Source organism: Desulfobacterales bacterium (genome assembly GCA_030066985.1).
Lineage (GTDB): Bacteria > Desulfobacterota > Desulfobacteria > Desulfobacterales > JAHEIW01 > JAHEIW01.
In genome coordinates, this window is the sequence record JASJAN010000035.1 from 60,507 (window position 1) to 83,875 (window position 23,369).

The window sequence follows — 23,369 nt, forward strand, 5'->3', positions numbered from 1 at the left end:
GTGTCAAATTTCAACGGTTTCAGCGCTGGAATCTCAGACCGTTGCGGACCGGCGCGGCAACGATACATGACATATTCGCTGCTAGAAACCCAATTCTTAAGACATTTAGAATTGATCGCTCAAGACCGTTTACCGTAATGTATTTTAAATTGCCAGATTGAACAGCTGGCTTAATGCCAACTTAAAATGACGGCATGGTTTACAATTTAGGAGAAAAAATGGAAATTTTAGTAGAGGAAGAACTGGGAGGCAAAACTCTCAATATCCAGGCCAATAAAGTTGCCAAACAGGCATCCGGGTCCGTAGTCGTCCAATATGGAGACACGATTGTCCTCGTCACTGTAGTGGCTGCCCATGAAGAGAGGATATCAGATTTTTTGCCCCTGACCGTAGAATATCAAGAAAAAATTTATGCCGCCGGGCGCATTCCCGGTAACTATTTTCGTCGTGAAATTGGACGACCTAGTGAAAAAGAAACCTTAACTGCCCGCCTGATCGATCGACCGATAAGGCCCCTATTTCCGAAAGATTGGCGCTATGAAATTCAAGTTATTGCAACCGTATTATCCATGGATCAGGAAAATGACCCGGATACGCTGGCAATGATCGGCGCTTCGACGGCACTGGAGATTTCAGACATCCCATTTGCAGGTCCGATTGCCTGTGTGCGGGTGGGCCGCATCGACGGTCAGTTGAAAATCAATCCCCCCACATCGGAATTGGAAAATAGCGATATCAACATCATCGTTGCCGGCTCCAAGACCGGTGTGGTGATGGTGGAAGGCGGCAGTGATGTGGTCAGTGAAGCCGATATGCTCGAAGCGATTTTTTTCGGTCATCGCGAAATGCAGCCACTGATTGATCTGCAGCTTAAACTAAAAGAAACACATGGACGGCCGAAAAGAACGTATACCCCGCCGGAAAAAGATCCGAAGCTGGTCGATATGCTGAATGAAACGGCAGCCGGGCGGTTGCGAGAAGCAATTTTAATCCCTAAAAAAACAAAACGCTCAGCAGCCGTACGCGAACTCAAGGCCGAAATATTTGAGAACCTGGGCGAAGACTATGAAGACCGCAAATCGGAAGTGTACGCCATATTAAAAGACCTGCAGAAAAATATCAGCCGAGACCTGATTTTGAAAGAAAACCGTCGTATCGATAATCGCAAATTCGATGAAATCCGACCGATCACCTGTGAGGTGGGGTTATTACCCAGACCCCATGGCAGCGCCCTATTCACCCGTGGCGAAACCCAGGTTCTGGGCGTATTGACACTGGGCTCCGGACAGGATGAGCAACGGGTTGAAACATTGTATGGCGAAGAATTCAGACCCTTTATGCTGCATTATAATTTTCCGCCATATTCTGTGGGCGAAACCCGGCGTATCTCCGGCCCGTCGCGCCGTGATATCGGACATGGCGGGTTATCGACCCGCGCGATCGAAAGAATATTGCCGGATAAAGAAAAATTCGATTATACCATTCGACTGGTCTCAGAAGTTTTAGAATCCAACGGTTCTTCTTCTATGGGCACCGTGTGTTCCTGCTGTATGGCCTTAATGGACGGCGGAGTGCCCATCAAGACGCCGGTGGCCGGTATTGCCATGGGCCTGGTAAAAGAAGAGGATCAAGTCGTCATTCTTTCTGACATCTTGGGAGATGAAGACCATACCGGTGATATGGATTTTAAGGTGACGGGCACCGAAGAAGGAATCACCGCGCTGCAAATGGACATCAAAATCCACGAACTGTCCAAAGAAATCATGCAAAAGGCTTTGGAGCAGGCCCGTGTGGGACGGATTCATATCCTCAACAAGATGTTGGAAACCATTCGAGAGCCGCGCAAAGAAATTTCACCGTATGCACCGACGATCACCACGATTAAAATTAACCCGGACAAAATCCGTGAGGTCATCGGACCCGGTGGTAAAATCATTCGCGGCATCCAAAGCGAAACCAATACCAGTATTGAAATCGATGATTCCGGAATGGTAAAAATCGCCGCCTACTCCAAAGAAGAAGGCCAGGCGGCAATTAAAATGGTGGAAGATCTTACCCAGGAACCCGAAATCGGCGCTATCTATGAAGGAACCGTTGTCAAAGTTACTGATTTCGGTGCTTTCGTGCAGATCCTGCCGGGTACAGATGGCCTGGTGCATATCTCTCAGCTGGCCAATCGGCGCATCACCAAAGTAACCGATGTTGTCAAAGAGGGGGATTCGCTAAAGGTCAAGGTGCTGGAAATCAGCCGGGATGGCAAAATCCGGCTCAGTCATAAAGCTGTCCTGGAAGAAAAACATGGCCGCGAACGTAAATAAGACTGAGTTAAAAAATGGTATCCGTATTTTAAGCCAAAAAATGCCGCACACCCGTTCGGTGTCCATGGGTGTTTGGGTCAGTGTCGGGGCCCGCGATGAAAAACCGGCTGAAAGCGGGCTTTCTCATTTTATCGAGCACATGATTTTTAAGGGCACCCAACGGCGATCCGCCTATCAGATTGCCAAAGAATTCGATGCGATCGGTGGTCACACCAATGCATTTACGACCATGGAAAGTACCTGCTATCATGGCAAGGTAATGGACACCCACTTGGATACCATGGTCGACATTCTCTCTGATATCTTCTTAAATTCCGTATTTGATCCCCAGGAAATCGAAAAAGAACGACCGGTCATACTGCAGGAAATCAAAATGGTCAAAGAAAGCCCGGATGAGTATGTCCATCTGCTTTCTGGTAAAAACTTCTGGGGGGACAATCCTTTGGGACGTTCCATTTTGGGCACTCAGGAAAATATCATTCAGTTTGACGCCGATCAGATCAAAAATTATTTCCATCGTCTTTATCAACCAGATCGAATTTTGATATCGGTTGCCGGCAATGTCGACCATGCACATTTAATCGATCGACTGGGGCCGGCTTTTGAATCTATCAAACCCGGCAATGGCATCAACGATCGTGTCACCCCCCAAAGCCAGGGTCTGGTCAATTTGAACTACCAAGACCTGGAACAGGTTCACATTTGTTTGAGTACCCCCGGGCTAGCCGTAAACGACCCGGGTCGTTACGCCTGTTCTCTGCTCAACACAATTCTTGGCGGCAATATGAGTTCACGCCTGTTTCAGCAAATCAGGGAAAAAAGAGGATTGGCCTATACGGTGTATTCCTTTATGATGTCCCATGTGGACACCGGTATGTGCGGCATCTATCTGGCGGTGGATCCCGCCAGAGCTCTGGAAACCACGAATCTGGTGCTCCAAGAATTAGATCGGTTATGCGCCGAACCCGTATCGGCTGCCGAGCTGAAAGGAGCCGTTGAGTATACCAAGGGCAGTCTGCTGCTGGCATCGGAAAGTAATGAAAACCAGATGGTCCGCTGTGCCCAGAATGAAATTCATTTTAAACGTGACATCCGGCTGCAAGACGTTATCAGGCGTGTTGAATCGGTAACAGCTGCAGATATTTTAGAGCTTTCTCAAAGCCTATTTGTCAGAAACAAAATTGGATTAACGCTGCTGGGGCCGGATAAGAACGATAAACCTTTCGAAGATGCTCTGTATAAATAACCCCCTGGTTCCGGGTTCAGTGGCTTATAAAGGTTTCGGGTGTCAGGGAACTGCGGATCACATCGAAATTCAGATTCTCATGGAGATTATTAACGCCAATGGCTTCAGGACCAGCTTGGAACGCATTGGAAAAATTACTGACACCTGACACCTGAACACTGACACCTCATCATGATGAACGATTCACCTGTGATTAAAATCTTGCGCTTGCGTCCAGAAACAGATGCTGATATGCCCCTTCCCCGCTATATGACGCCACAATCAGCGGGCATGGATGTGTGCGCAGCCATAGAGCAGGAACTTGTTTTAGATAAAGGCGCTCGCGCCTTGATACCCACCGGCTTTGCGATTGCCCTTCCAACAGGCTATGAGGCCCAGATTAGGCCGCGCAGCGGATTGGCCGTCAAACATGGCATCGGGCTAATCAATTCCCCTGGAACCATCGATGCCGATTATCGTGGTGAAATCAAAATTGCGGTCATCAATTTAGGCACTCAGCCCTACACTGTTAAGCGCGGTGACCGCATTGCGCAAATGGTCATTAAACAAGTGACCATTGCGCAACTCGATGTGGTCGAAGAATTGGATGAAACCGAGCGCAATAACGGAGGATTTGGGCATACGGGTCAATAAAGGTTGGCCGGTTGAGCCTGTTATGCCCGTTGAGCCCGTTGAAATAAGCCAGATTCATTTAAATACCGTCTAACCGGCCAATAACGTTAGTCGTTATTGGAAGCTATCTCAAAAATGCATCTAACGCTCAATGGCTGCGTTAAAAACCGATTCAAAATGCTCGAATACTAACGTGTATGCTCCACTTTTGAATCGGTTTTCGCCTTGCCCTTGAGCGTAATCTACTATTTTTGAGATAGCTTCTGGTTATTCGTTTTTAGGGGGTATTGGTCGCCAGGTATTGGGTATTAGAGATATGTGGTTTGGTGACATATTGTTTTGATATAATTCTAATAACAAATAACATATAACCCATAACAAATACATTGAAACTTGAATTACAAAGAGATCGGCAGTGCGCTGATTACAATCTGGCGGTGTGTGTTTTGGCCAGCGGCAGCCGGGGCAATGCCATTTTTATTTCTGACGGCCTTACCGGCATTTTACTGGATGCCGGGCTTTCAGCCACTGAATTAAAACGCCGGCTTAAATCAAGGGGCTTGAACCCCAACGACCTGGATGCGATTCTGCTCAGCCATGAGCACAGCGACCACATCCAATCCGTCGGTGTGCTGTCCCGCCAGCTAAAGCTGCCGATATACCTCAGCAGCAAAATCAAAAAAAAGGCACTGCTTGGCAATTCGGTGCATGAGCTCCGACCGTTCCAGTGCGGCGTTTCATTTCAAATCAACAATTTAAACATCCATCCATTTACCGTTTCCCACGACGCAGCCGATCCGGTGGGATTTACTATCGGGCAAAACGGCCGCCGCATCGGCATCGCCACCGATCTGGGCACTGTCACGCCCCAACTCAAAAAGCGGCTGCAAGATTGTCATTTACTCATCCTGGAAGCCAATCATGACCCGCAAATGCTGCTCGACGGACCATATCCCTGGCCCTTAAAAAAACGGATTCAGGGCCGGCGCGGGCATCTATCCAATCAACAGTCAAAACGTCTGCTCCAACAATTGCAGCATAGGGGATTAAAACATGTCATCCTGGCGCACCTGAGTGAAACCAACAACAGCCCCCAAAAGGTTCTGGCTGAGGTATCTGAAGTCTTTAACCGCTGCAAACCGCGTTTGACGATCGCCAGCCAGCACCGCAGCAGTGAGATTATTTACCTTAAATAAGGTTTCAGTGTTCAGGTGTCAGGTTTCAGGGTAACCCGTGTAATACCAACAACTTCAATATCAATATGCCGCCATCATCATTTATTTCTCGGGGTCAACGATAGGCTCTCCAGGCCTTTTGCTGACACCTGACACCTGAAACCCAAAAGGTGTAACGCCGCCCACATTGACATCCTTTCTAGAGTGACTAGGTTAAAATACAGTCTATTTTCTATAATATCATTATTAATTTCAGTCGGTTTCCCAAATTATGACCTGCTCTGCCATATTGCGGCAGATTTAAATTTATCACGCAATATGTATATCCATATCGGAGGTAAATAACGTGGCCAATAAATACGCAGCCCGAAAAATGTTTGATGAGGGTGTTGCGGCTTATATAAAAAAAGACTTTAGGAAAAGTGTTGACCTGTTATCACGCGCCATAAAATACGATCCCTCACTGGCTCTCTTTTATGTCAGTCGGGGAGCAGCCCGTTTAAAATTAGAAATGGCGTTTGACGCGATAACCGATTTTGATCGCGCCATTGAGCTCGATGAGGATTATGTCCGGGCTTACCATTTACGCGGTTTGGCCTATGAAAAATTGGGTGAATTCGCCCGGGCTTTTCAAGATTTCGATCGCGCTCTGGAGATCGATCCTGAATATGGCGCCGCCTACCACAGCCGTGAAACCATGCTGTCAAAACCAAAACAGCCTGACCAGGCCTTTGAAGATTTTGAAATGGTCAATCACCTGATGGCCATGCGCTTAAAGCACTTTGATGAAAAAGTACCAAGCGATCTGGCAATCTAGGATTCAGAGGTCAGAACACAGAAGACCCGCCTTCGCTTTGGCAAGCTTCGCCGCGGCAAGCAGAGGTCAGAGGACATAAGAATCAGCGCGGTTCGATACCCTCAGCGCTGATACCATGGATATAGTATTTGGCATCATTTAAAAAGTGTAGAAAAATCACTACAAATGCAATCGATGCTTGCATCATCAGCGGCTTATTTTGGTACAAAATATCAAGTTGACGGCGCAGCACTTTTTTAGAATTAGAAGCAAAATAGGTAGAAAAAAGACCGTCCAACAGCTGTTCGCGGTCGGGTTTGGTGACCATATCTATGCGGCCACTAAAGCAATAGGTCATTGCTTCTAAGATTAGTTTGCGCTGTTCAGATAAATCCTTGAAATGATAGCCGAGAAGGTGCATCAGGGTCCTTTGCGCTTCCTGTAAACTGGCATCACAAACGGCCTCAAAAAGGACTCGCAGAGCTTGGTCATTGCCAATGGATTGATGCTGACGAATCAAAGAAAGCAATACCGTATTCTTAAACAACTGATGCAGCCGACGGGCGCCGTTCATGACCGATGCCGGCGCATGATCATTGGCAGGAACATACCCACGATAATTATTGACAAACATTAGCTGAAATATGTTTTTAAAAAAATCAACGCCCGCCAGAGGATCTTCCAAGTCAATGCGCATATCCAGCGTATTGTCCAAGCGATCCGCTAACTTAACATGCACAAGCTGCGGCGATTGGCTGGCACTTTCAAGTAGTCGGCCGATATATTGGTAGTAGGTTTCCCTTTCAGTTCGCGTTAGCGCTATGATATGATTCAGCAATACAGCTTCATCCTCATCCGGCATTCGCTCCAGAAGACTGTATAGCCGGCCTTCCATGTCCTTCCATTGAGCTGCATCGAAATCATTGGAACTGATATCTTCCATGATATCGTGAAACAGAACACTCAACAGCCCAACAATTTTCAATGGCTTTTGATAGCGTGCAAAAATCGCCGTCGCCCGCAAGGGATGCAGCACCGCCATGGGGCCCAGGTGACGTCTTTTTTGCCGATAGGCACTGAAAAGATAGCCGAGCGCATCCATTAAAAGACCCTTTTTTTCGCGGTCTTTTGAAACATTCCGGTCCAGGGCTTTACCGCCAATGATATACATCATGACGTTATAGCGATTTAACGATGCAGCGCTCAGATTATAGTTGAGAACTGACGATAATTTTAAAAATTCTGTCAGATCATACTGAGACATGGGTCATTCCCTTTTGGGCGGTACAATCGTGTACACTATATTGGCGCCAAAACCATTGAAGGGCAAGACTTTTTTTGACTACCCCTTTCTGGCTAGTGGCCATTACAAGGTTTCAGGTGTCAGGTTTCGGGTGTCAGGCATTCGGTGGTCCGTATCGAGCCCTTGCTACCCGGTAGAGATAACGGTCTAATGTTTTGGTTGTTTTCTGATTTGAATCTTGTGTTCCCTGACACCTGACACCCGACACCTATTATGAACCGGAAGCAAGGATTGTGATGGATAGGATATAGAATTGAAGAATGAGTATGCCGCTTGGAAACAATTTGGGCACGAAACGGAAGGCTTATTGAAACTCGGTAGCTAATTTATCAACTGAGGTGGCGATCTCATCAATGACCGGATCAAATTGGGCTTTATCCAATCCCACATAACTTAATATTTTCGGATCGAATTCAGCAAGTGATGCTGCATTGCCCGACGTAAATCCGGCTTCTTTAGCGGCGATATCCGCCAGGTGGACGACTAGTGCCAGCTCGTTATTCCCTGAACGCATGGGGGAGTGGTGATAGCGTATGGCCAGCGATTGGGTTTCGGGATAGCGCCAAAATCGTGAAGCGCGCGACATAACCTCGGCATGATCAAACCCTAAAATCATCTTTTCCGCTTCAATAAAATTTTCTGGCGTCTTTTTTAAATGGGCATTAAAATCTTTCCTGTGCTCCTCAACATAAGGGTCGAGTATAATTTTACCGGCATCATGCAGTAACCCGGCAATGAATGCATCTTCAACCAAATCGCTGTTGATTTTGGCGGCGATGATCTTGGAGCCCAATGCAACTGCCAGCGAATGTTTCCAAAAATCACTGGGATTTAATTGATAACCCTTTAGCTTTTTACTTAAAAGCCTCGATGAGGCCGCTATGGTAATCAATTCTCCGAGCGTTTTTTGCCCAAGTAAGATGGAAGCATGCTGAATCGATGACACCATACCGCTTAACCCATAATAGGCAGAATTGGCCAATGCCAAAACCCGCGCAACAATGGCCTGATCATGTTCGATGACCGCAGATAATTCCTTCAGGCTCGAGCCGGGGTCTTCCATTAATTCGCGCGCCTTGAGAATAATATTGGGCATCGGTGGCAATTCCACCAGACTGCGCAATATTTTGCTTTTCAGTGACAGGATCTCAGGTTTATCCTGGTTGTCGTTGATTGTAGAGGCTAAGCGTGTCTCCTCATCACCGGACGCCGTTTGAGAGTCAGGATGCGGCAAACCATCCGTCGGCAGCGAGAGTTGAACATGCACCTCGGCTTTGCACAGAGAACAGGCAAGTTCCAAGGCCCGTTTGTGGGTTACGATCAAATCACCGCTGATCGCACTGATTCTAAGGCATTTGGGGCATTCAATTCTCATAATAAATATTTTTCAGTAATTCGGCGATTAAATCAAATCCCACCAACCGGATGTCGATAGCGCCTTGTTGCCCGGTCGGTTTTTTTTAGTTTGTAATTTGCGTAATGTATTGTCATTGAATCAGTTCTTCGGCCCGACAGGTTCTGAAGAAGCGTTGATATTGCGCATGAAATCAAGATCGCTTTTGCTTCTTTGAACCATGAGGGTTTCCACCTTTTTTTTATCAAGACCCATCAAAATTTTGTAAGCATTATACTTGGTCTTGCAAAAGAAAATATCGAATGGCTCTTTTCTGCCCTCAGCACGGTAAATGCGAATGCCGGGAATATCATCTGTTTGTATGTATTCGCTATCAGCATTGATCAGCAGGGGTTCAATATCGCGTTTATTCAGCCAGGGTATGCAAGCGCCTTCCATGCCCAGATCCGGATCCATGATAGAGCGAATTTTTTCGGTCACACCGCCAACCGCAAGTATTATATCACCGGTCAGGGAACCGGTCACGCCATAGCGCTGATTGACCGGCTTTTTCACAAAATCAGATATGAGCGCGATATCCATGGCAACGGAGGCGCTGTCACCTTCCACCCCGCCGTGGGCCTGAATATATTCCACATACATTTCATACCCCACATATGGGGCTCCGATTTTGTTCAACACCTTTTTAATAGAGGCGCGCACGTTTTGTGCTGCCGCTTTGGCGATATCACCGATTTTACCAGGTGCAACCACTCTGTCAGCAACACCCAGATTAATCTGGCAATGTATTGGCAGGGGTTGACCTAGCATCTGGCTGCTGGAGTTAGAATGGATGACAGCCAAACCGACAACATAGCCGATTGAATCGGTCATTGAGCTAATATATTTTTTTAAATATTTTTTCTGCTGACCGAATTCCTGCGAAAGCCCTCCTTCCAGACTTAAGTGTTCTTTAAGTGCATGTTTAACATGCCGTGCTTGAACCAGGGTTGAATTTTCAAAAATTGCCTCAAACTCGGCGGATTTGATCACACCATTTATGGGACGCAAAATACTGCTCAACTTCCCATCCGAAGCCCGGCACCTCAATTCTTTTATAATCTCCAAAACGGCGCTTTTATCAAACTCGCGCTCTTGCAATTTAAAATCAGCGGGAAGTGATTTCCCGTATATGGTTTCACTGCGCTGTTTGACACTTTGGTAGCCTTCGGCTTTAATGACATCTCCCCAGGAATCTTTAAACTCAGCACCCAGATTAATGATTTCTTGTTTCACATATTGGGCAACCTGGCGTATGTTTTCGGTTGTCTCCGGAACGGCGCTTTCCATGCGGATGATTTCGCCCTTATCTTCAATGCGGCTTAAAAACGCCCCCTCACCCTCTTGCTGCAAATGCTGCAGGGTGTCATGGTTGCAGCAGGCAACAATGATATTATCGGCTTTGAGATGATTTTCTGAGCGGTCGGCAGCGCCGCTGCCCGTATTGCGTCCGCCTTCAAGGATGTAACGCTTGTTTTGCATAACCTCTAGCAATTCCGCCATGTATCCAACCTTGATCAGGGTTTTTAATTCATCAATATAAATAATCGGTGATTTAGCATGGGCCCCCAGGTAGGCCCGTTTGTGACAGGGCGTTTCAAGATTGCCGGATTGATACGGATCATGACGAAACCCGCCTTTCATGTTTCTGGCATCCGGTTCTGATACCCTTGCCATCAGGTCCATATCTTTGCGGGGATCGTATAAAATATCCGGTACCATGTCATATAAATGCTTGACGGCATTTCGGCGGTCAGCGATGGATTCCCTTTGGATTTTCTCCTGCGCCCGGTGATTGTTTTCCTGCATATACATGAAAATGGCACCCATTCCGGTTAGCCCGGCAGCGATAAAAGCAGGAGAATAAAAAATGCCGGCGGTGGCTGCAATGACCGTTGCCCATAACAGCGCCCGTTTCGCTTTGCGGGCCGATTGAATTTGATCTGAAAGATTAAACTCATCAACGGCATCTTTGGCCGCATCAATTGCTTGATTGAAATTGTCAAGGAGTGGGTCGATGATATGCGGATCGTCATAAGCAATGCGCACATGGTTTTTATCTTTACCTGGAAAGGCAATGATGGCTTCCTGGGGTCGCAGATAATCACCCAGGGATTCTTCCAGAACTTCCTTAAACATATTGGCCAGCATAGATTTGCCGGTTCCCGGTCTGCCGACCATGAGGATGTGACCCCTGTTTTGAGCAATTTTACGAATCGCCCGCTTGGCTTTATCCTGGAAAATGACCCGCTCGATGGGATCTTCAGGAACATCGATTTGAGCGGTATCCGCAAAAAAATCAAGTCGTTCCTCGAGGGTGTGAGGATAATCCAGCAATTCCTTTATCCACTCATAATCATTGTCTTTATAGTCACTCTTCATGGTTGAAACCTTCTATCGAATCCAACAGATAAAACATGCCGGCTTCAGAACCTTTGACGCGGTTTTGGATCTCATTATGAACCTGCGGTAATTTTTTCCGGAGCATGTCTAAAGCTCTTAAATCGTGTAACACTGATATCAGTGTGGTCATATTTTCCTCAAGACCATTGCCCTGAGGTATATAATTAAAAGAAATTCCAATTTGCATATAATTCAGCGCAGGCCGAATTAAATTCCGCTGGTGGTTATCGATTTTATTGTCGCTTAAAATTTCCCGATAAACTTTAGGAAATGGTGACTTGGCATAATTGACCTCAAGTTTTTGGTTAAAAAACAACTTCACGGGTTTGGCCTGCTCGCGGATGCACTTTTCAAAGGCCTTTATTAATTTTTGGTCTTCTACCAACGCCTGCTGCAGCAAAAACATGTATTTAAGCAAATCATCGTTATCCAGTCGGAATTCGACCGCATTATTTGCATTTAAAACGCAGCACTGGGGTTTGCCATTACGCTCAAAAACCATCAAACGGTGGATCTGCTCGGATCTGAAAGCCCGAAAGTCAAACCCGCGCATCTCAAACAGACCGTCGCCGATATACGCTTTGCGGAGCAATACACCCACATTCTTGGATATATAATTTTGCATGTATTTTAATTTTTCTTCGATGCTGCCCTGAAGCTTCAAATAGGTCAGGCTACCGCCAAGGTCTTTGCAGATGCCGATAACATGTGCAATTCGATAAGGATCAATTTGGGCCAGGCGCCGTGCAACGGCATCATAGGCGCGTAAGGACCCGTAAATGTTAAATAAATAGCTTTCTAAGGTTTTGTCCCTAAGCGGTGGTATCCATATCTTGTTATGGGATACGAGCACCTCCGGCGGGATGAGATGGCTGTTCCAAACCCGACGCAGACGGCGAGGTAAAAGACGTTTTAATTTTTCAACAATTTTAGTTGTCGTTCGCTGGGGATAATGGATTTCACATCCGATGAGCCGTTTTTCAACTTCAATAGGTTGGGGATTCAATAGATAATAGGCGATATCGGATATCTGATATTCCCGAACATTCTGATTGGCTTTGCCACCGTCAATTTTGCTCAGATCAAATTGAGAATCCCGGCCTTCAGTGATAATCCAAATATTGGTATTTAAACCGCTGAAAGGTTGCGCATTTTTCAGTGCTGACACGGATGCTCCCTCTTACATAACAGTTCTAAGTCGGGCCGGATACAAATCGACCCAGCGATCCGGTCACTGATGGTCTCCTGCCATCGCAGACTGGCCTCGCTTGATGCTTATCGGTATTTGAAATAACGGGTTAGATTTAATATCGGTAAAATTTTTAAAGACTTGAAACTTAATGTGGTATTTGGCAGGCGATGATATCGTTTGGTGGTCTCATTTACCATTTGCAGACCCTTTCAGGTCCAATGCACTGCATATAGCGAAAACTGGCATTTCAATGTCAAAACCGTGACTCCGGAAAAATTTTCTTAGTGAACAGCCTTGCACCCAGAATCAAGCAAATTGATAACCTATCGATATCAAACAACTATTTTCTGTTTGAAGTTGAAGCTGCTTTTGGTACAAATCTTGCTACGATAAGCATAGCCAATGAATGGATTAAAAAACAATAGGAGGTTTCGACATGTTTTATAGATGGGTTCTCATTGCTTTTTTGGGTCTTTTTTTAGTGAGTTGTGCCACCATGCCGGCCGCGGGGCCATCCCAGCCGCAGGAGGTCGTGGTCAAAGTTCAGGCTGCAGATCCGACCCAGGTCAAAGTTAGCCAGAACGATAATAGTGAGCGAATCAACAGATCGATGGAAGTCCCCAATCAGGAAGGACACCTTTCACAACTGTCTTTTATTTCTAAGGACAAAGCCTTTGTTAAGATTTTTTCAGGCCTTTCGGTATCGGATGTCACACGCCTGTGGAACGATCTTTGTGTTTTGGAAAACAATACCGATATCCGGGATGTTAACTTATTTATTAATTCACCCGGCGGCGATGCATTTTCAGGACTGGCGCTGGCCGATCAGATTGAACGCGCGCGGCGAAAGGGATTCCGTATTACGGCTCATGCTTCGGGAATTATCGCCAGTGCGGCCGTACCGGTATTTGCCGTTTGTAATCAACGGTTTGCAGCCCCAGGAACCATTTTTATGGTGCATGAGGCCGCATTGTGGAAATGGCCGGGACGCGAAACGGCATCGGATATCCGCTCGCAAAACGAGCTGATGAGTCTGCTGCGCGAGCGCTATATCAGCAAATTGACCGCCAATACCAAGTTAGATAAAGGCAAATGGGAAGAGCTGGAAAAGAAAACGACCTGGTTCAGCGTTGAAAAAGCATTGGATTGGGGCTTGGTCGATAAGATCGAATAACCGACGATGTCCACAGCCAAAAGATAAAATTTGATTGCTCATCTTCAGATGCTACGCTTGACATTCGCTGCATTTCTTGAGCGCCGCGGCAAGAAGGCCGCACCCAATGATAAGCAGCGTCTTATTCATGGAAGCAATAGTACTGGAAGGTGTAACCATCTTAGAAGATGGGAGTGGAACCAACGTAGCAGCGTATTGTCGAAATCCTCAACATCCCCAAAATAGCAACGCTTAAAATTCAAAGAGAGCTGGCCCTAAACATAACACCTGGGCCGCTCTCTTTTTTTTGCAATGTTGTGCCAGTTAAAGTTGCTGAGGATACTGTCGCAAAAATTGATCCACCAGATAGTCACGAATATGCTTGCGGGCTTCATCGGTTAGATCCTCAAATTCAAGACCGATCTGCAGCGCTTGGCTGGTTTGATCCGATTCGCGGGCCCAATCCACTCGCCCGTTGACCCACAGCGGCATCTCAGCTACTGTATTATTCTGGTGGGGTATCAGTGAATTAATATCAATACCAATTTTGTGACCTGCAGCAAACAAGGCGTCAAGAAGGGCTTTTTCACCATTTTTAATCTCTATGCAAAGCCCGCCCTGGCTTATATTTTTGGTTGTTGCCAAGTAGGTTTGGCTCGTCGGATTTCCTGTAATTCTTAATTGCACCTCGAGCGCTTTTTCCAGTCTGACATAGGCTCTGCGTTCACTGCCGTTAAACTGTTTTGCTTCCATTTCATCTCCCCCTATCGCCAAGAATCCGTCATTAAGGCTGGGTCAGCCTTACCCATCCGTGCAATGGCAAACGACATGGGATAATTCAGGCACCCGCACGGCAGCCCTTTGCGAAACTTCAGGCACTGCGCTGGTTTATATTTGGGTGTTTTCTATTTGGAATTTTAATTGAAGCTATCTCAAAAATGCATCTAACCCGGCAGAGGCGGGCAGGCGCTCAATGCTCCGCCAATATTGGTGGCGGATTACAAACAGATTCAAAATGCTCGAATACTAATCCGCCGGAGGCGAACGCCACTGTTGAATCGGCCTGCGACGAGCTACTCTCGGCCTGTGTTCGAGTCGAAGGCAGTCGTGCCGTTTGCGCCTTGCCCTTGAGCGTAACCTACTATTTTTAAGACAGCTTCTTGTTAAATTGGCTAAAGCCAGTTTTGTCCCCAGTTGTGTGTTTCTTTTACGGAAGGCCAACAATGCAAAGGGTGCAGTGTAGTGCAGGATGTCCTCATTTCTAACTATAGCTAAAATTGACCGAAAAGGCAAATTTACTGCACAGAGTTGGTTTGGCCAGTTTAGTCCGTTGAGCCAGTTAAAAACGGATAGATATCTAATTTTTATTACGGGAAACGGGCTCAACCTTATGGCGCAATTTAGTCATTAAAATTCGGTGGGTAGCGGTTTCTGAGCGCAACGTCATTTTGGAGACGGTAATGTCAAATTCAAAATGAAAAAATTTAAAAAGATCTTGGCCGCCTTTTCTGATCTCCCACACAAGAATGACCTCACCGCCGGGCCTTAGATGGGATTTGAACAGGTGCAGAAGTGCATTAAGATACTTTTCTTTATAAGTAACTTCAGATGCGACGATGCAATTATACTGGGTCTTTAGCTGTGGACGGAACCAGTCCAGCTTGATAATCGGAAAATCCGGACAATTATTGTAGTGAGCGTTAGCCCGGGCAAAATTTATGGCGTGCGGATCATATTCGGACAGGGTAATCTGGTGGCCGAAGGTTGCGGCAACAATACTGACCTGACCGACACCACCACCGATTTCTAAAAATCTGTTGCTGGCATCCGGCGGCATATCAGCCAGATATGATGACAGCACCCACGACGCCGGCCAGATTTTTGCCCACAGCGGAAAGTCATTAAATACATCGTAGGGATTCAGAAACCGATGCAAATATTTCGGCAGCAGGAAGCTAAATTTCCTATTATTAATGACCATGTCGGTGGTCTCGGTTTCGTACGTCTTATGAAATTCTTCGAGTGAGAATACCATATCAGCTAAGTCTGTTGCCTTAATAAGCAGATATCTTTGACAATGCTGTTCTTTGCGTACCACATAAAAATGCCTCTGTAAAATATTTATCAGCACCGCGGTTTTTCGGTCGCTTGGCCCATTGTAATGCTGGTATTGGCAAAAGTGCATCGATATGATCGGATCGGGTGGTAAAGGGTTGATATCACCTCAACTTCACTGAATTTTACCAGCAAAAATATGGGTTGTAACTGGCGATAACACTTCTTATATTAGGCGTCGATTGAACGCTGCCCGAACACCAGTCCAGGAGTCCTTATGAAGCAAACCTATTATGTCGACGGTCAATTTGTAGATGCAACGGAGGCAGTCATTCCGGTTGACGACCTTGCGATTATGAGAGGATATGGCGTCTTTGATCTTTTGCGCACCTTAAACGGTCGGCCGTTATTTCTGAAAGAACACATTCAGCGACTTGAAGAATCGGCACGACGTATCGGTATTAAGTTGCCATGGACGCAACGCCAACTGGTCGACATTGTCATAAACACCTTACATCGCAATTCCTTTCAGGAGTCCAACATTCGCATTGTGGTGACCGGCGGCTCCAGCCCTGATTTTATCACTCCCCAGGGAAAGCCCCGGCTGCTGGTTCTGGTTACCCAGGCCCCGATGCTGCCCCAAGAGTGGTATATTGATGGTGTAAAAATCATTACATTTTTTTCAGAAAGAAGCATCCCAGGCGCCAAAAGCATTGATTATGTGGCCGCAACCATTGCCCTTAAACAGGCGCGTGATCAAGGCGCTATAGAGGCCGTTTATGTCGATCATAACCAATACGTGCTTGAAGGTACAACCAGCAATATTTTTGCATTGATCAACGGTTCGCTGGTCACACCAGGAAAGGGAATTTTAAGCGGTATTACCCGTAAAGCTGTTTTGCAACTGGCTGCAAAAACACTTACCGTCGAAATCCGCGATCTGGATTTAGATGAGCTCAGATCAGCAGAAGAAGTGTTTATTACCGGCACCAACAAAATGATCGTTCCGGTCGTCCAAGTCGATAAGCGCACCATCGGCAAGGGGCGCCCGGGCCAAGCCACCCGGACACTGATGCACGCCTTCAGCAAACAAATAGATGACTACCGTCACCAGAAAGCCGGGTAGTCGAAAAATTATAGGCGGCAGCGCAAATACATCTTTGCATGGGTGCCAACCTTTGCTATAACGTGGCTGAAGCAGACGAGTTCATATGCTGTATTGAAAAACGCTATGCGAAACTGATCAAAATTCCGCAACAGCGACCATCGGTTGCTTTCGGAATGGAAAAATATGAGGAGGCCCTGTATGTCGAGTAATGACACCTACGATCTAATTATCATCGGTGGCGGACCGGGGGGATTGACAGCCGGCATTTATGCCATGCGCGCTGCACTCAAAACGGCTCTCATCGAATTGGGTGTACCCGGTGGCCAGATGAACAACTCCGATTCAGTTGAGAACTGGCCCGGTGATGAACACATCGGCGGTTCTGAGCTGGGCGTCAGATTTCATCAACACGCCCAATCTTATGGATTGGAGATTCTTTCTCAGGAGGTTGTGGAACTTGAACCCGGTCTCGACATTCACACCGTTAAGCTCGCCAACGGCGACCAATTGAGCGCCCACGCGGTTATCTTGGCAACCGGCGGCAGCCCGCGCAAACTGGATATTCCCGGTGAAGAAGAACACTATGGCAAGGGTGTTTCTTATTGTGCGGTTTGTGACGGTTTTTTCTTTAGAGACAAAACCGTTGTAGTGGTTGGCGGTGGTGACACGGCTGCAGAAGAAGCCCTCTATCTTGCCAAATTGACCAAACAGGTATATCTGGTCCACCGCCGCGATGCCTTACGCGCTAGTGCACTTTTGCAGCAACGCGTCAAAGCTGAATGTAAAATCGAGATCTTGTGGAACACGGTGGCAACAGAAATCAAGGCCAATGATGAGGGTGTATGCGCAGTGGATTTACAGGATACGCAAACCAGTGAAAAAAGAGAGCTGGCAGCAGACGGTGTATTTATTTTCATCGGCTTCGAACCGAATAATAATCTGGTACCGGCCGGAACGAAGATGAATGCCGATGGTTATGTAGTCACCGACGAAAAATGCGAGACCAACGCCCCCGGAATTTATGTCATCGGTGATCTTAGAGAAAAAGCATATCGACAGATCGTCATATCGGCATCCGATGGCGCCACGGCTGCGCTGTCAGCTGCTCACTATATTGAAACACGAAAATCTGAAGAAGCCTGCGAATTGCCTGAAGAGCTCCAAACCCAATAACAGTAAATCCGAACAGCTTCGTGTCCTTGGCCGTAAATCTTATTCGGGTTATGATTAAATCCGTTCATTCACCGCGAAGCGCACCAAGATGCACGAAGTTAAAATAAAGAATTTTTCATTCGTTACTTTGTGCCCTTCGTGAACTTCGTGGTAAAATCTAATGATAAGCTATTACTGATATTCTTAAGTGCAGCGTAATATGTCCGGTGTGATGCGTTTATTGTTGAAATTTCTAATCTTAGCCATCATGCTGCTAGGCTTGCCGCTGATAGGGATATGGGCGGCTGGATTCCCGCTTAGCGATTATCTGGAATTTCCTCCCCAAACCCGTTATGTTCGTCACGCCCCATTTTCCGGTCTGGCATTTTTTATTTACAGCCTTCTTATTGCTGCCTGCACGACACCGCTGATTATTCGCGCTTTAAAACCAGCGCCGCAAAGAGCACCCAACATTCAGCGACATAAACGACCATTTCCAGCATGGGGATGGCTTGGCCTGATCCTGGGAATAGGGACCTGGATCTTAGCATGGTCGCGATTCAGCTGGTTTGCCGCATTACAGCCGCACACCTTTACCCCTCTGTGGGTTGCCTTTATTATCGTCATCAATGCATTTGGATATCGGCAGAACGGGTATTGCATGCTGCTTTGTCGTCCGATTTTTTTTCTACTACTTTTTCCCATCAGCGCTGCCTTTTGGTGGTTTTTTGAATATCTGAACCGATTTGTGCAAAACTGGTACTATATCGGACCCGAGTTTAGCGCCTGGGAGTATTTTTGGTACGCCACCTTGCCATTTGCTACGGTGTTGCCAGCAGTATTGGGCCTCAGAGACGCGTTACGGTCTAGCCGATGGCTTCCGCTAAAGTTTGACCATTTCAAACCGCTGCAATTACAGCATCCCAAAATTATTGCCGCCCTGCTACTTGCACTGTCCGCTGCAGGACTGGCCGGCATCGGGGTCTGGCCCAATATCTTGTTCCCGCTGCTTTGGGTGGCGCCGCTGCTCATTATCCTATGCCTTCAAACACTGATGGGCGAGCGACATCTTTTAACCGATCTGACGGTGGGAAATTGGACGCCGCTAGTGGCCGCTGTTTTGGCAGCATTTATCTGCGGCTTATTCTGGGAAATGTGGAATGTGTTCAGCCTGGCCAAATGGAAGTACAGCATTCCCTTGGTGCACCGTTATCAGATATTTGAAATGCCGCTGCTGGGGTATGCCGGCTATCTTCCTTTTGGTCTGCAGTGTGCAGTGGTTGGCAATTTGTTGGAAAATATCACACCTGCGCCCCAGTGATGTTGGCCTTTGCATGGACCAATATGGCCAGGCACAAAAATCGCTTTTACCACAACAAATCTTATATTTAATCTTGACATACCCCCACATATTGTATATCGCGGAACAGTGTGGTATACTCTAACTAAGCGCTTAAGGTGCCCCACTTCACGCAAAATTGGCGGACTGTTTTTTTCATGTCAGCGCCAAAAAAAATAAGACAAGGCCAAGCATAAAACCGCTCAGGGTGAAGACGGCTTTGAGAATTCCGTTGACGACCATCAATATGGGTGCACTGAATGCAAAGGCCATTGTCCTTATGGTTGTAAAATAAATCACGGAGGTTGTTTCTTTTCAAATAGGTATTACCATCTGAATCTGCCCGATACGCGCTCTGCAACGAAAAGCTGCTGATGCGCACAGGGCGTTGGCTGTAGTTGCTCACTGGCTGAGAAAATGTTGATCAGGTTTTAAACATATGCATAAGAACATTGGATTTATCTCAACTCGACTTGCCGGCACGGATGGTGTTTCACTTGAATCCAGCAAATGGGCGGACGTTCTGCAGCAAAGCGGGCATAAATGCTTTTGGTTTGCCGGTGCGGTAGACCGCAAGACGGAATATAGCTTCCATGTTCCTGAAGCCCATTTCAAAAACGAGCAAAATCAATGGATCAACCAGCAGGTCTTTGGTCAAAAGGGACGCGAACAGCCGGTTACAAAGGCCATCCACGAGCTGCGCTCTCGTCTGAAATTTAAACTTCATGAGTTCATCAAAAAATTTAATATCGACCTGCTCATTGCCGAAAATGCGTTAACCATCCCCTTGCATGTGCCTCTGGGATTGGCCATTACGGAAACCATTGCAGAAACACAATTGCCGACCATCGCGCACCATCATGATTTTTACTGGGAACGCGTCCGCTTTTCGGTCAATGCCGTTGGTGACTATATCCAAATGGCATTTCCGCCAAATCTGAACAATATTCGGCATGTCGTCATCAACTCAGCTGCACAGGAACAGCTGGCCCTGCGAACCGGAATTGCTTCAACGATCATTCCCAATGTGTTGGATTTCGAAAATCCGCCCAAAATCAGCAAAAAGCGAACCGACGTTTTTCGCCAATCCATTGGCCTTAAAAGCGATGATCGCATGATTTTACAGCCCACGCGTATCATTCAACGCAAAGGTATTGAATTTGCGATTGAACTGGTCAAGGAACTTAAAAATACGCAAAATAAGCTCGTCATATCCCACGAAGCCGGGGATGAAGGTTTTGAATATGCGGAATGGCTGAAGGAATATGCCTGTGAACATGATGTCGATCTGCGCCTGGTCTCCATTCAGGTTACAGACCCGTGGTCGGAGAACGGTAACAACAGCACCAAGTATTCACTATGGGATGTTTACCCGTACGCTGATTTTATTACTTACCCCAGCTTATACGAGGGCTTTGGCAATGCCTTTCTAGAGGCCATTTATTTTAGAAAACCGATTCTGATCAATCGCTACTCCACGTTTGTGCGCGATATCGAACCGCTGGGATTTGATCTGGTGGTGATGGATGGCTTCCTGTCCAAACAAACGGTCCAAAATGTAGTGGAAATTCTGGGATCAGCAAAACGCAGAAAAAAAATGGTCAAGAGCAATTATGAGGTCGCCTCACGCCATTACTCCTATCAGGTGCTGAGAAATCAACTTTCCAGCATTCTACAAAGTTTCTTTGGTGACACTATCGGGCAGCTCACCTCCCAGAGCCGTCCGGCAAAATCCAAAGGATATCTGTACATCAATTCACATCAGGTCATGTACAAACATATCGACAGCCAGCGCTGCGGCCCCAATCCAAAAAAGAAAAGTTCAAGTGCACGGCGTTAAGCACAACTCCTTTTTCATTGGATACCCTATTATCAACCGATTTGAATAATGCGCCCGATGGTTGAATCGGACCATTTCGATCTTACTTTATACCTTAACCATTATTGGCTATCTATCAGCATTTATCGCTTTAAAAGTTGTAGGGCCAAAGGATAGGCCATGTCGTTTGAAACTATTCGCGGATTAAAAGGTAAGGTATATGTACCTGATCCGCTGGAAAAAGGTTCTCAGAAGCACCCGTGCAAAGACTGTTATGTGTGCCAGCTTTGCAATGACGATCGCTGCCGGGTATGCCGTGATGGGCAAAAGGCCTGCCAGTGTGACACGCTGGCTAAACGCTAGCCTGACAGTTTGATGTGCATTGACAAGTTGAGCAAATCTTCCAATATAAAACTATCTTAGCACCAAAATAAGGAGTTAAATTATGAATCGCTTGAGCTGTCATTTTGAAAGGATTTCAGATACGGTCGTGGGACTGTTTTTGCTTTTCCTCGGTCTAATACTCACAATAATTAGTTTTTCCATCCTTCCAGTGATTGGCTTGGTTATTGCCATTCCGGTGCTGGTTCTGGCTGTTTCATTCTTAGGCGCTAAAAAGAGCAAAGAGTGTGCCCTGGTCAGCAGGAAGGCAAGAAAACTGTTTACAGATTGATCACCGAATAAAAAACCCCTGTCGGCGTCAAGCCGCCGGAAAATCGCAACCGTTTCGAAGGCCATCGTGGCCTTCAGGGTTGAAATCAACAACGGCAGATAACCAACAGCCAATTTTCGCCATGAAACGCCCGATAAATATTGGGCGTTTTGATGTGGGCAAGCGCTCAGCCGACTGACCGCAATGCATGAACGCCGGAGTTGATTTGCCGTCAGTTTTTGCCCTTGACCGGTGGGGTGGGATCGTATATCGTATATTTACGATAAACCGACACGGGATGTCTACCATGAACAATGATGGTACTAAACCAACCAGCTGCTGTGAAAAGCCATCTCACGAATCGATGGGAATTCAGATCGCGGCCAAGCCAAACGAAGATGCTCTGCAAAATGACGTCTGCTGTGGATCTCCACCGGGTCCGGCAAGCAGCGACTATGAAAAACCGGGTTACGCCCTGCTTGATTATGTTGAAGCGTTTGTTCAAACACCGGCCGGCCCAGTCCCACGTGTGAAAACGGCTTTACAGTGGCGCGATCATCTCGGCACGATTCAAGCACGTTTGGGAATCTATCGCGCACAATATAAGATTGCGCCAGGGCTGTATTGTGTTGGCAAACCGGATGCCCAAGCACCCGTGCTGGTTACCGCTAACTATAAGTTGACTTTCGACGCCCTGCGCAAAGAACTCGAAACGGTCAGCGCATGGATATTGGTGCTGGACACCCACGGGGTTAATGTGTGGTGTGCTGCCGGCAAAGACCTATTTTCAACCACGGAGTTGATTGAACGGGTCCGGCACACGGATCTTAAAAAAATTGTCTCCCATAATCAGTTGATATTGCCACAACTGGCAGCCACAGGCGTTGCGGCCCATCATGTCAAAAAAGCAATCGGCATCAAGGTGATATATGGACCGGTGCGCGCGCATGACATCCCAACATTTTTGGCCGATGACTTGATGCTAGCACCAGCGATGCGTCAGGTTACCTTCAACACCCTGGAGCGCGTGATTCTGATTCCGGTGGAATTGGCCCACTTGCCTAAACCTTCTTTTTGGGTTCTTCTGGTTGTCTTCGTGATTTCAGGAATTGGAACACAGGTGTTCTCTTTTTCCGCTGCTTGGGGGCGGGGGATCATGCTGGCAGCTGCATATGGTACGGGCATTTTCGCTGGAGCCATCGTCACACCGACGCTTTTGCCCTGGATTCCGGGAAGATCATTTGCTGTCAAGGGTGCCATCATCGGGGGTGCCAGCGCAGTTGTAACAGTGGGGTTGCTTCGAACTGAATTGCAGTTTCTGGGCACCGTGGCGCTCGTGCTATGCACCATCGCTGTCAGCTCATATCTGGCGATGAACTTTACCGGATCCACCCCTTTTACGTCGCCCTCAGGAGTGGAGAAAGAAATGCGCAAAGCCATACCGTTGCAGGCATCAGCCCTGCTGATAGCGCTGGTCGCCTGGATCGGCTCCGCCTTTTCAGGTTTGGCAAATTAAATTTAATTTTCGTGCCTTTTGTTATTATGCTTTGTTCACCACGGATGACACGAAGTTCAGAAAGCGTTTCAATAGCAATTTTGAGGAGATCAATCTTTGTGTTATTCGTGAACTTCGTGGTTATATCGTAATTAATT

The 23,369-nt window shown here is 46.9% G+C and carries 20 protein-coding genes; 14 read left to right on the forward strand and 6 right to left on the reverse strand.

Translation table 11 applies throughout. The features are described from left to right. The first annotated feature begins 218 nt into the window (after window positions 1-218). From pnp to QNJ26_17265, 5 genes are all read left to right on the forward strand, one after another. Window positions 219-2,318 (forward strand): polyribonucleotide nucleotidyltransferase, encoded by a 2,100-nt coding sequence (pnp, locus tag QNJ26_17245; protein MDJ0987288.1) that lies wholly within the window; start codon window positions 219-221, stop codon window positions 2,316-2,318. After that, complete coding sequence (locus QNJ26_17250) at window positions 2,299-3,564, forward strand: pitrilysin family protein (GenBank protein ID MDJ0987289.1); 1,266 nt, start codon at window positions 2,299-2,301, stop codon at window positions 3,562-3,564. Before pnp ends, QNJ26_17250 begins: the two co-directional genes overlap by 20 nt. Before the next feature lie 171 nt (window positions 3,565-3,735). Further along, window positions 3,736-4,197, forward strand: coding sequence for a dUTP diphosphatase (dut, locus tag QNJ26_17255; GenBank protein MDJ0987290.1), 462 nt, complete (start codon window positions 3,736-3,738; stop codon window positions 4,195-4,197). A 365-nt stretch (window positions 4,198-4,562) separates the two neighbouring features. Beyond that, window positions 4,563-5,372, forward strand: coding sequence for an MBL fold metallo-hydrolase (locus QNJ26_17260; protein ID MDJ0987291.1), 810 nt, complete (start codon window positions 4,563-4,565; stop codon window positions 5,370-5,372). Between the two features lie 325 nt (window positions 5,373-5,697). Next, window positions 5,698-6,168, forward strand: coding sequence for a tetratricopeptide repeat protein (locus QNJ26_17265; protein ID MDJ0987292.1), 471 nt, complete (start codon window positions 5,698-5,700; stop codon window positions 6,166-6,168). A gap of 82 nt (window positions 6,169-6,250) precedes the next feature. Here the strand turns inward: QNJ26_17265 and QNJ26_17270 are convergent, their stop codons facing one another. The 4 genes from QNJ26_17270 to QNJ26_17285 form a co-directional block, all read right to left on the reverse strand. Then, complete coding sequence (locus tag QNJ26_17270) at window positions 6,251-7,411, reverse strand: hypothetical protein (protein MDJ0987293.1); 1,161 nt, start codon at window positions 7,409-7,411, stop codon at window positions 6,251-6,253. A gap of 343 nt (window positions 7,412-7,754) precedes the next feature. Further along, entirely contained in the window at window positions 7,755-8,825 is a 1,071-nt protein-coding gene (locus QNJ26_17275; protein MDJ0987294.1) for an HDOD domain-containing protein, read from the reverse strand. A gap of 120 nt (window positions 8,826-8,945) precedes the next feature. Next, window positions 8,946-11,225 carry an ATP-binding protein gene (locus QNJ26_17280; protein MDJ0987295.1) on the reverse strand — a complete coding sequence of 760 codons (2,280 nt, stop codon included), beginning with the start codon at window positions 11,223-11,225 and terminating at the stop codon, window positions 8,946-8,948. Next, a complete protein-coding gene (locus QNJ26_17285) occupies window positions 11,215-12,414 on the reverse strand; it encodes a hypothetical protein (GenBank protein ID MDJ0987296.1) in 1,200 nt (399 codons plus the stop codon). The genes QNJ26_17280 and QNJ26_17285 overlap by 11 nt, the downstream gene beginning before the upstream one ends. Before the next feature lie 460 nt (window positions 12,415-12,874). On the opposite strand from QNJ26_17285, the gene QNJ26_17290 reads away from it, so the two are divergent. After that, window positions 12,875-13,612, forward strand: coding sequence for an ATP-dependent Clp protease proteolytic subunit (locus QNJ26_17290; protein MDJ0987297.1), 738 nt, complete (start codon window positions 12,875-12,877; stop codon window positions 13,610-13,612). A gap of 303 nt (window positions 13,613-13,915) precedes the next feature. Here the strand turns inward: QNJ26_17290 and QNJ26_17295 are convergent, their stop codons facing one another. Both QNJ26_17295 and QNJ26_17300 read right to left on the reverse strand, forming a co-directional pair. Then, the gene (locus QNJ26_17295) at window positions 13,916-14,344 is read right to left on the reverse strand and encodes a PilZ domain-containing protein (protein MDJ0987298.1); all 429 of its coding nucleotides are present in this window, start codon (window positions 14,342-14,344) and stop codon (window positions 13,916-13,918) included. Between the two features lie 604 nt (window positions 14,345-14,948). Further along, window positions 14,949-15,626 carry a class I SAM-dependent methyltransferase gene (locus QNJ26_17300; GenBank protein ID MDJ0987299.1) on the reverse strand — a complete coding sequence of 226 codons (678 nt, stop codon included), beginning with the start codon at window positions 15,624-15,626 and terminating at the stop codon, window positions 14,949-14,951. A 297-nt stretch (window positions 15,627-15,923) separates the two neighbouring features. Here QNJ26_17300 and QNJ26_17305 point away from each other — a divergent pair, with 297 nt between their 5' ends. The 8 genes from QNJ26_17305 to hgcA all read left to right on the forward strand — a co-directional run bounded on the left by QNJ26_17305 (window position 15,924) and on the right by hgcA (window position 23,232). Beyond that, window positions 15,924-16,772, forward strand: coding sequence for an aminotransferase class IV (locus QNJ26_17305; protein ID MDJ0987300.1), 849 nt, complete (start codon window positions 15,924-15,926; stop codon window positions 16,770-16,772). A 38-nt stretch (window positions 16,773-16,810) separates the two neighbouring features. Further along, on the forward strand, window positions 16,811-16,963 hold the full coding sequence (locus tag QNJ26_17310; protein MDJ0987301.1) for a hypothetical protein: 153 nt from the start codon (window positions 16,811-16,813) through the stop codon (window positions 16,961-16,963). After that, on the forward strand, window positions 16,953-17,927 hold the full coding sequence (trxB, locus tag QNJ26_17315; protein MDJ0987302.1) for a thioredoxin-disulfide reductase: 975 nt from the start codon (window positions 16,953-16,955) through the stop codon (window positions 17,925-17,927). Before QNJ26_17310 ends, trxB begins: the two co-directional genes overlap by 11 nt. Window positions 17,928-18,150: 223 nt before the next feature. Beyond that, window positions 18,151-19,227, forward strand: coding sequence for a hypothetical protein (locus QNJ26_17320; GenBank protein MDJ0987303.1), 1,077 nt, complete (start codon window positions 18,151-18,153; stop codon window positions 19,225-19,227). A 457-nt stretch (window positions 19,228-19,684) separates the two neighbouring features. Continuing rightward, a complete protein-coding gene (locus tag QNJ26_17325; GenBank protein ID MDJ0987304.1) occupies window positions 19,685-21,085 on the forward strand; it encodes a glycosyltransferase family 4 protein in 1,401 nt (466 codons plus the stop codon). A gap of 159 nt (window positions 21,086-21,244) precedes the next feature. After that, a complete protein-coding gene (locus QNJ26_17330) occupies window positions 21,245-21,427 on the forward strand; it encodes a hypothetical protein (GenBank protein ID MDJ0987305.1) in 183 nt (60 codons plus the stop codon). 82 nt (window positions 21,428-21,509) lie between these two features. Beyond that, complete coding sequence (locus QNJ26_17335; protein MDJ0987306.1) at window positions 21,510-21,737, forward strand: hypothetical protein; 228 nt, start codon at window positions 21,510-21,512, stop codon at window positions 21,735-21,737. A 286-nt stretch (window positions 21,738-22,023) separates the two neighbouring features. Continuing rightward, window positions 22,024-23,232 carry a mercury methylation corrinoid protein HgcA gene (gene hgcA, locus QNJ26_17340; protein ID MDJ0987307.1) on the forward strand — a complete coding sequence of 403 codons (1,209 nt, stop codon included), beginning with the start codon at window positions 22,024-22,026 and terminating at the stop codon, window positions 23,230-23,232. Window positions 23,233-23,369 lie beyond the last annotated feature (137 nt).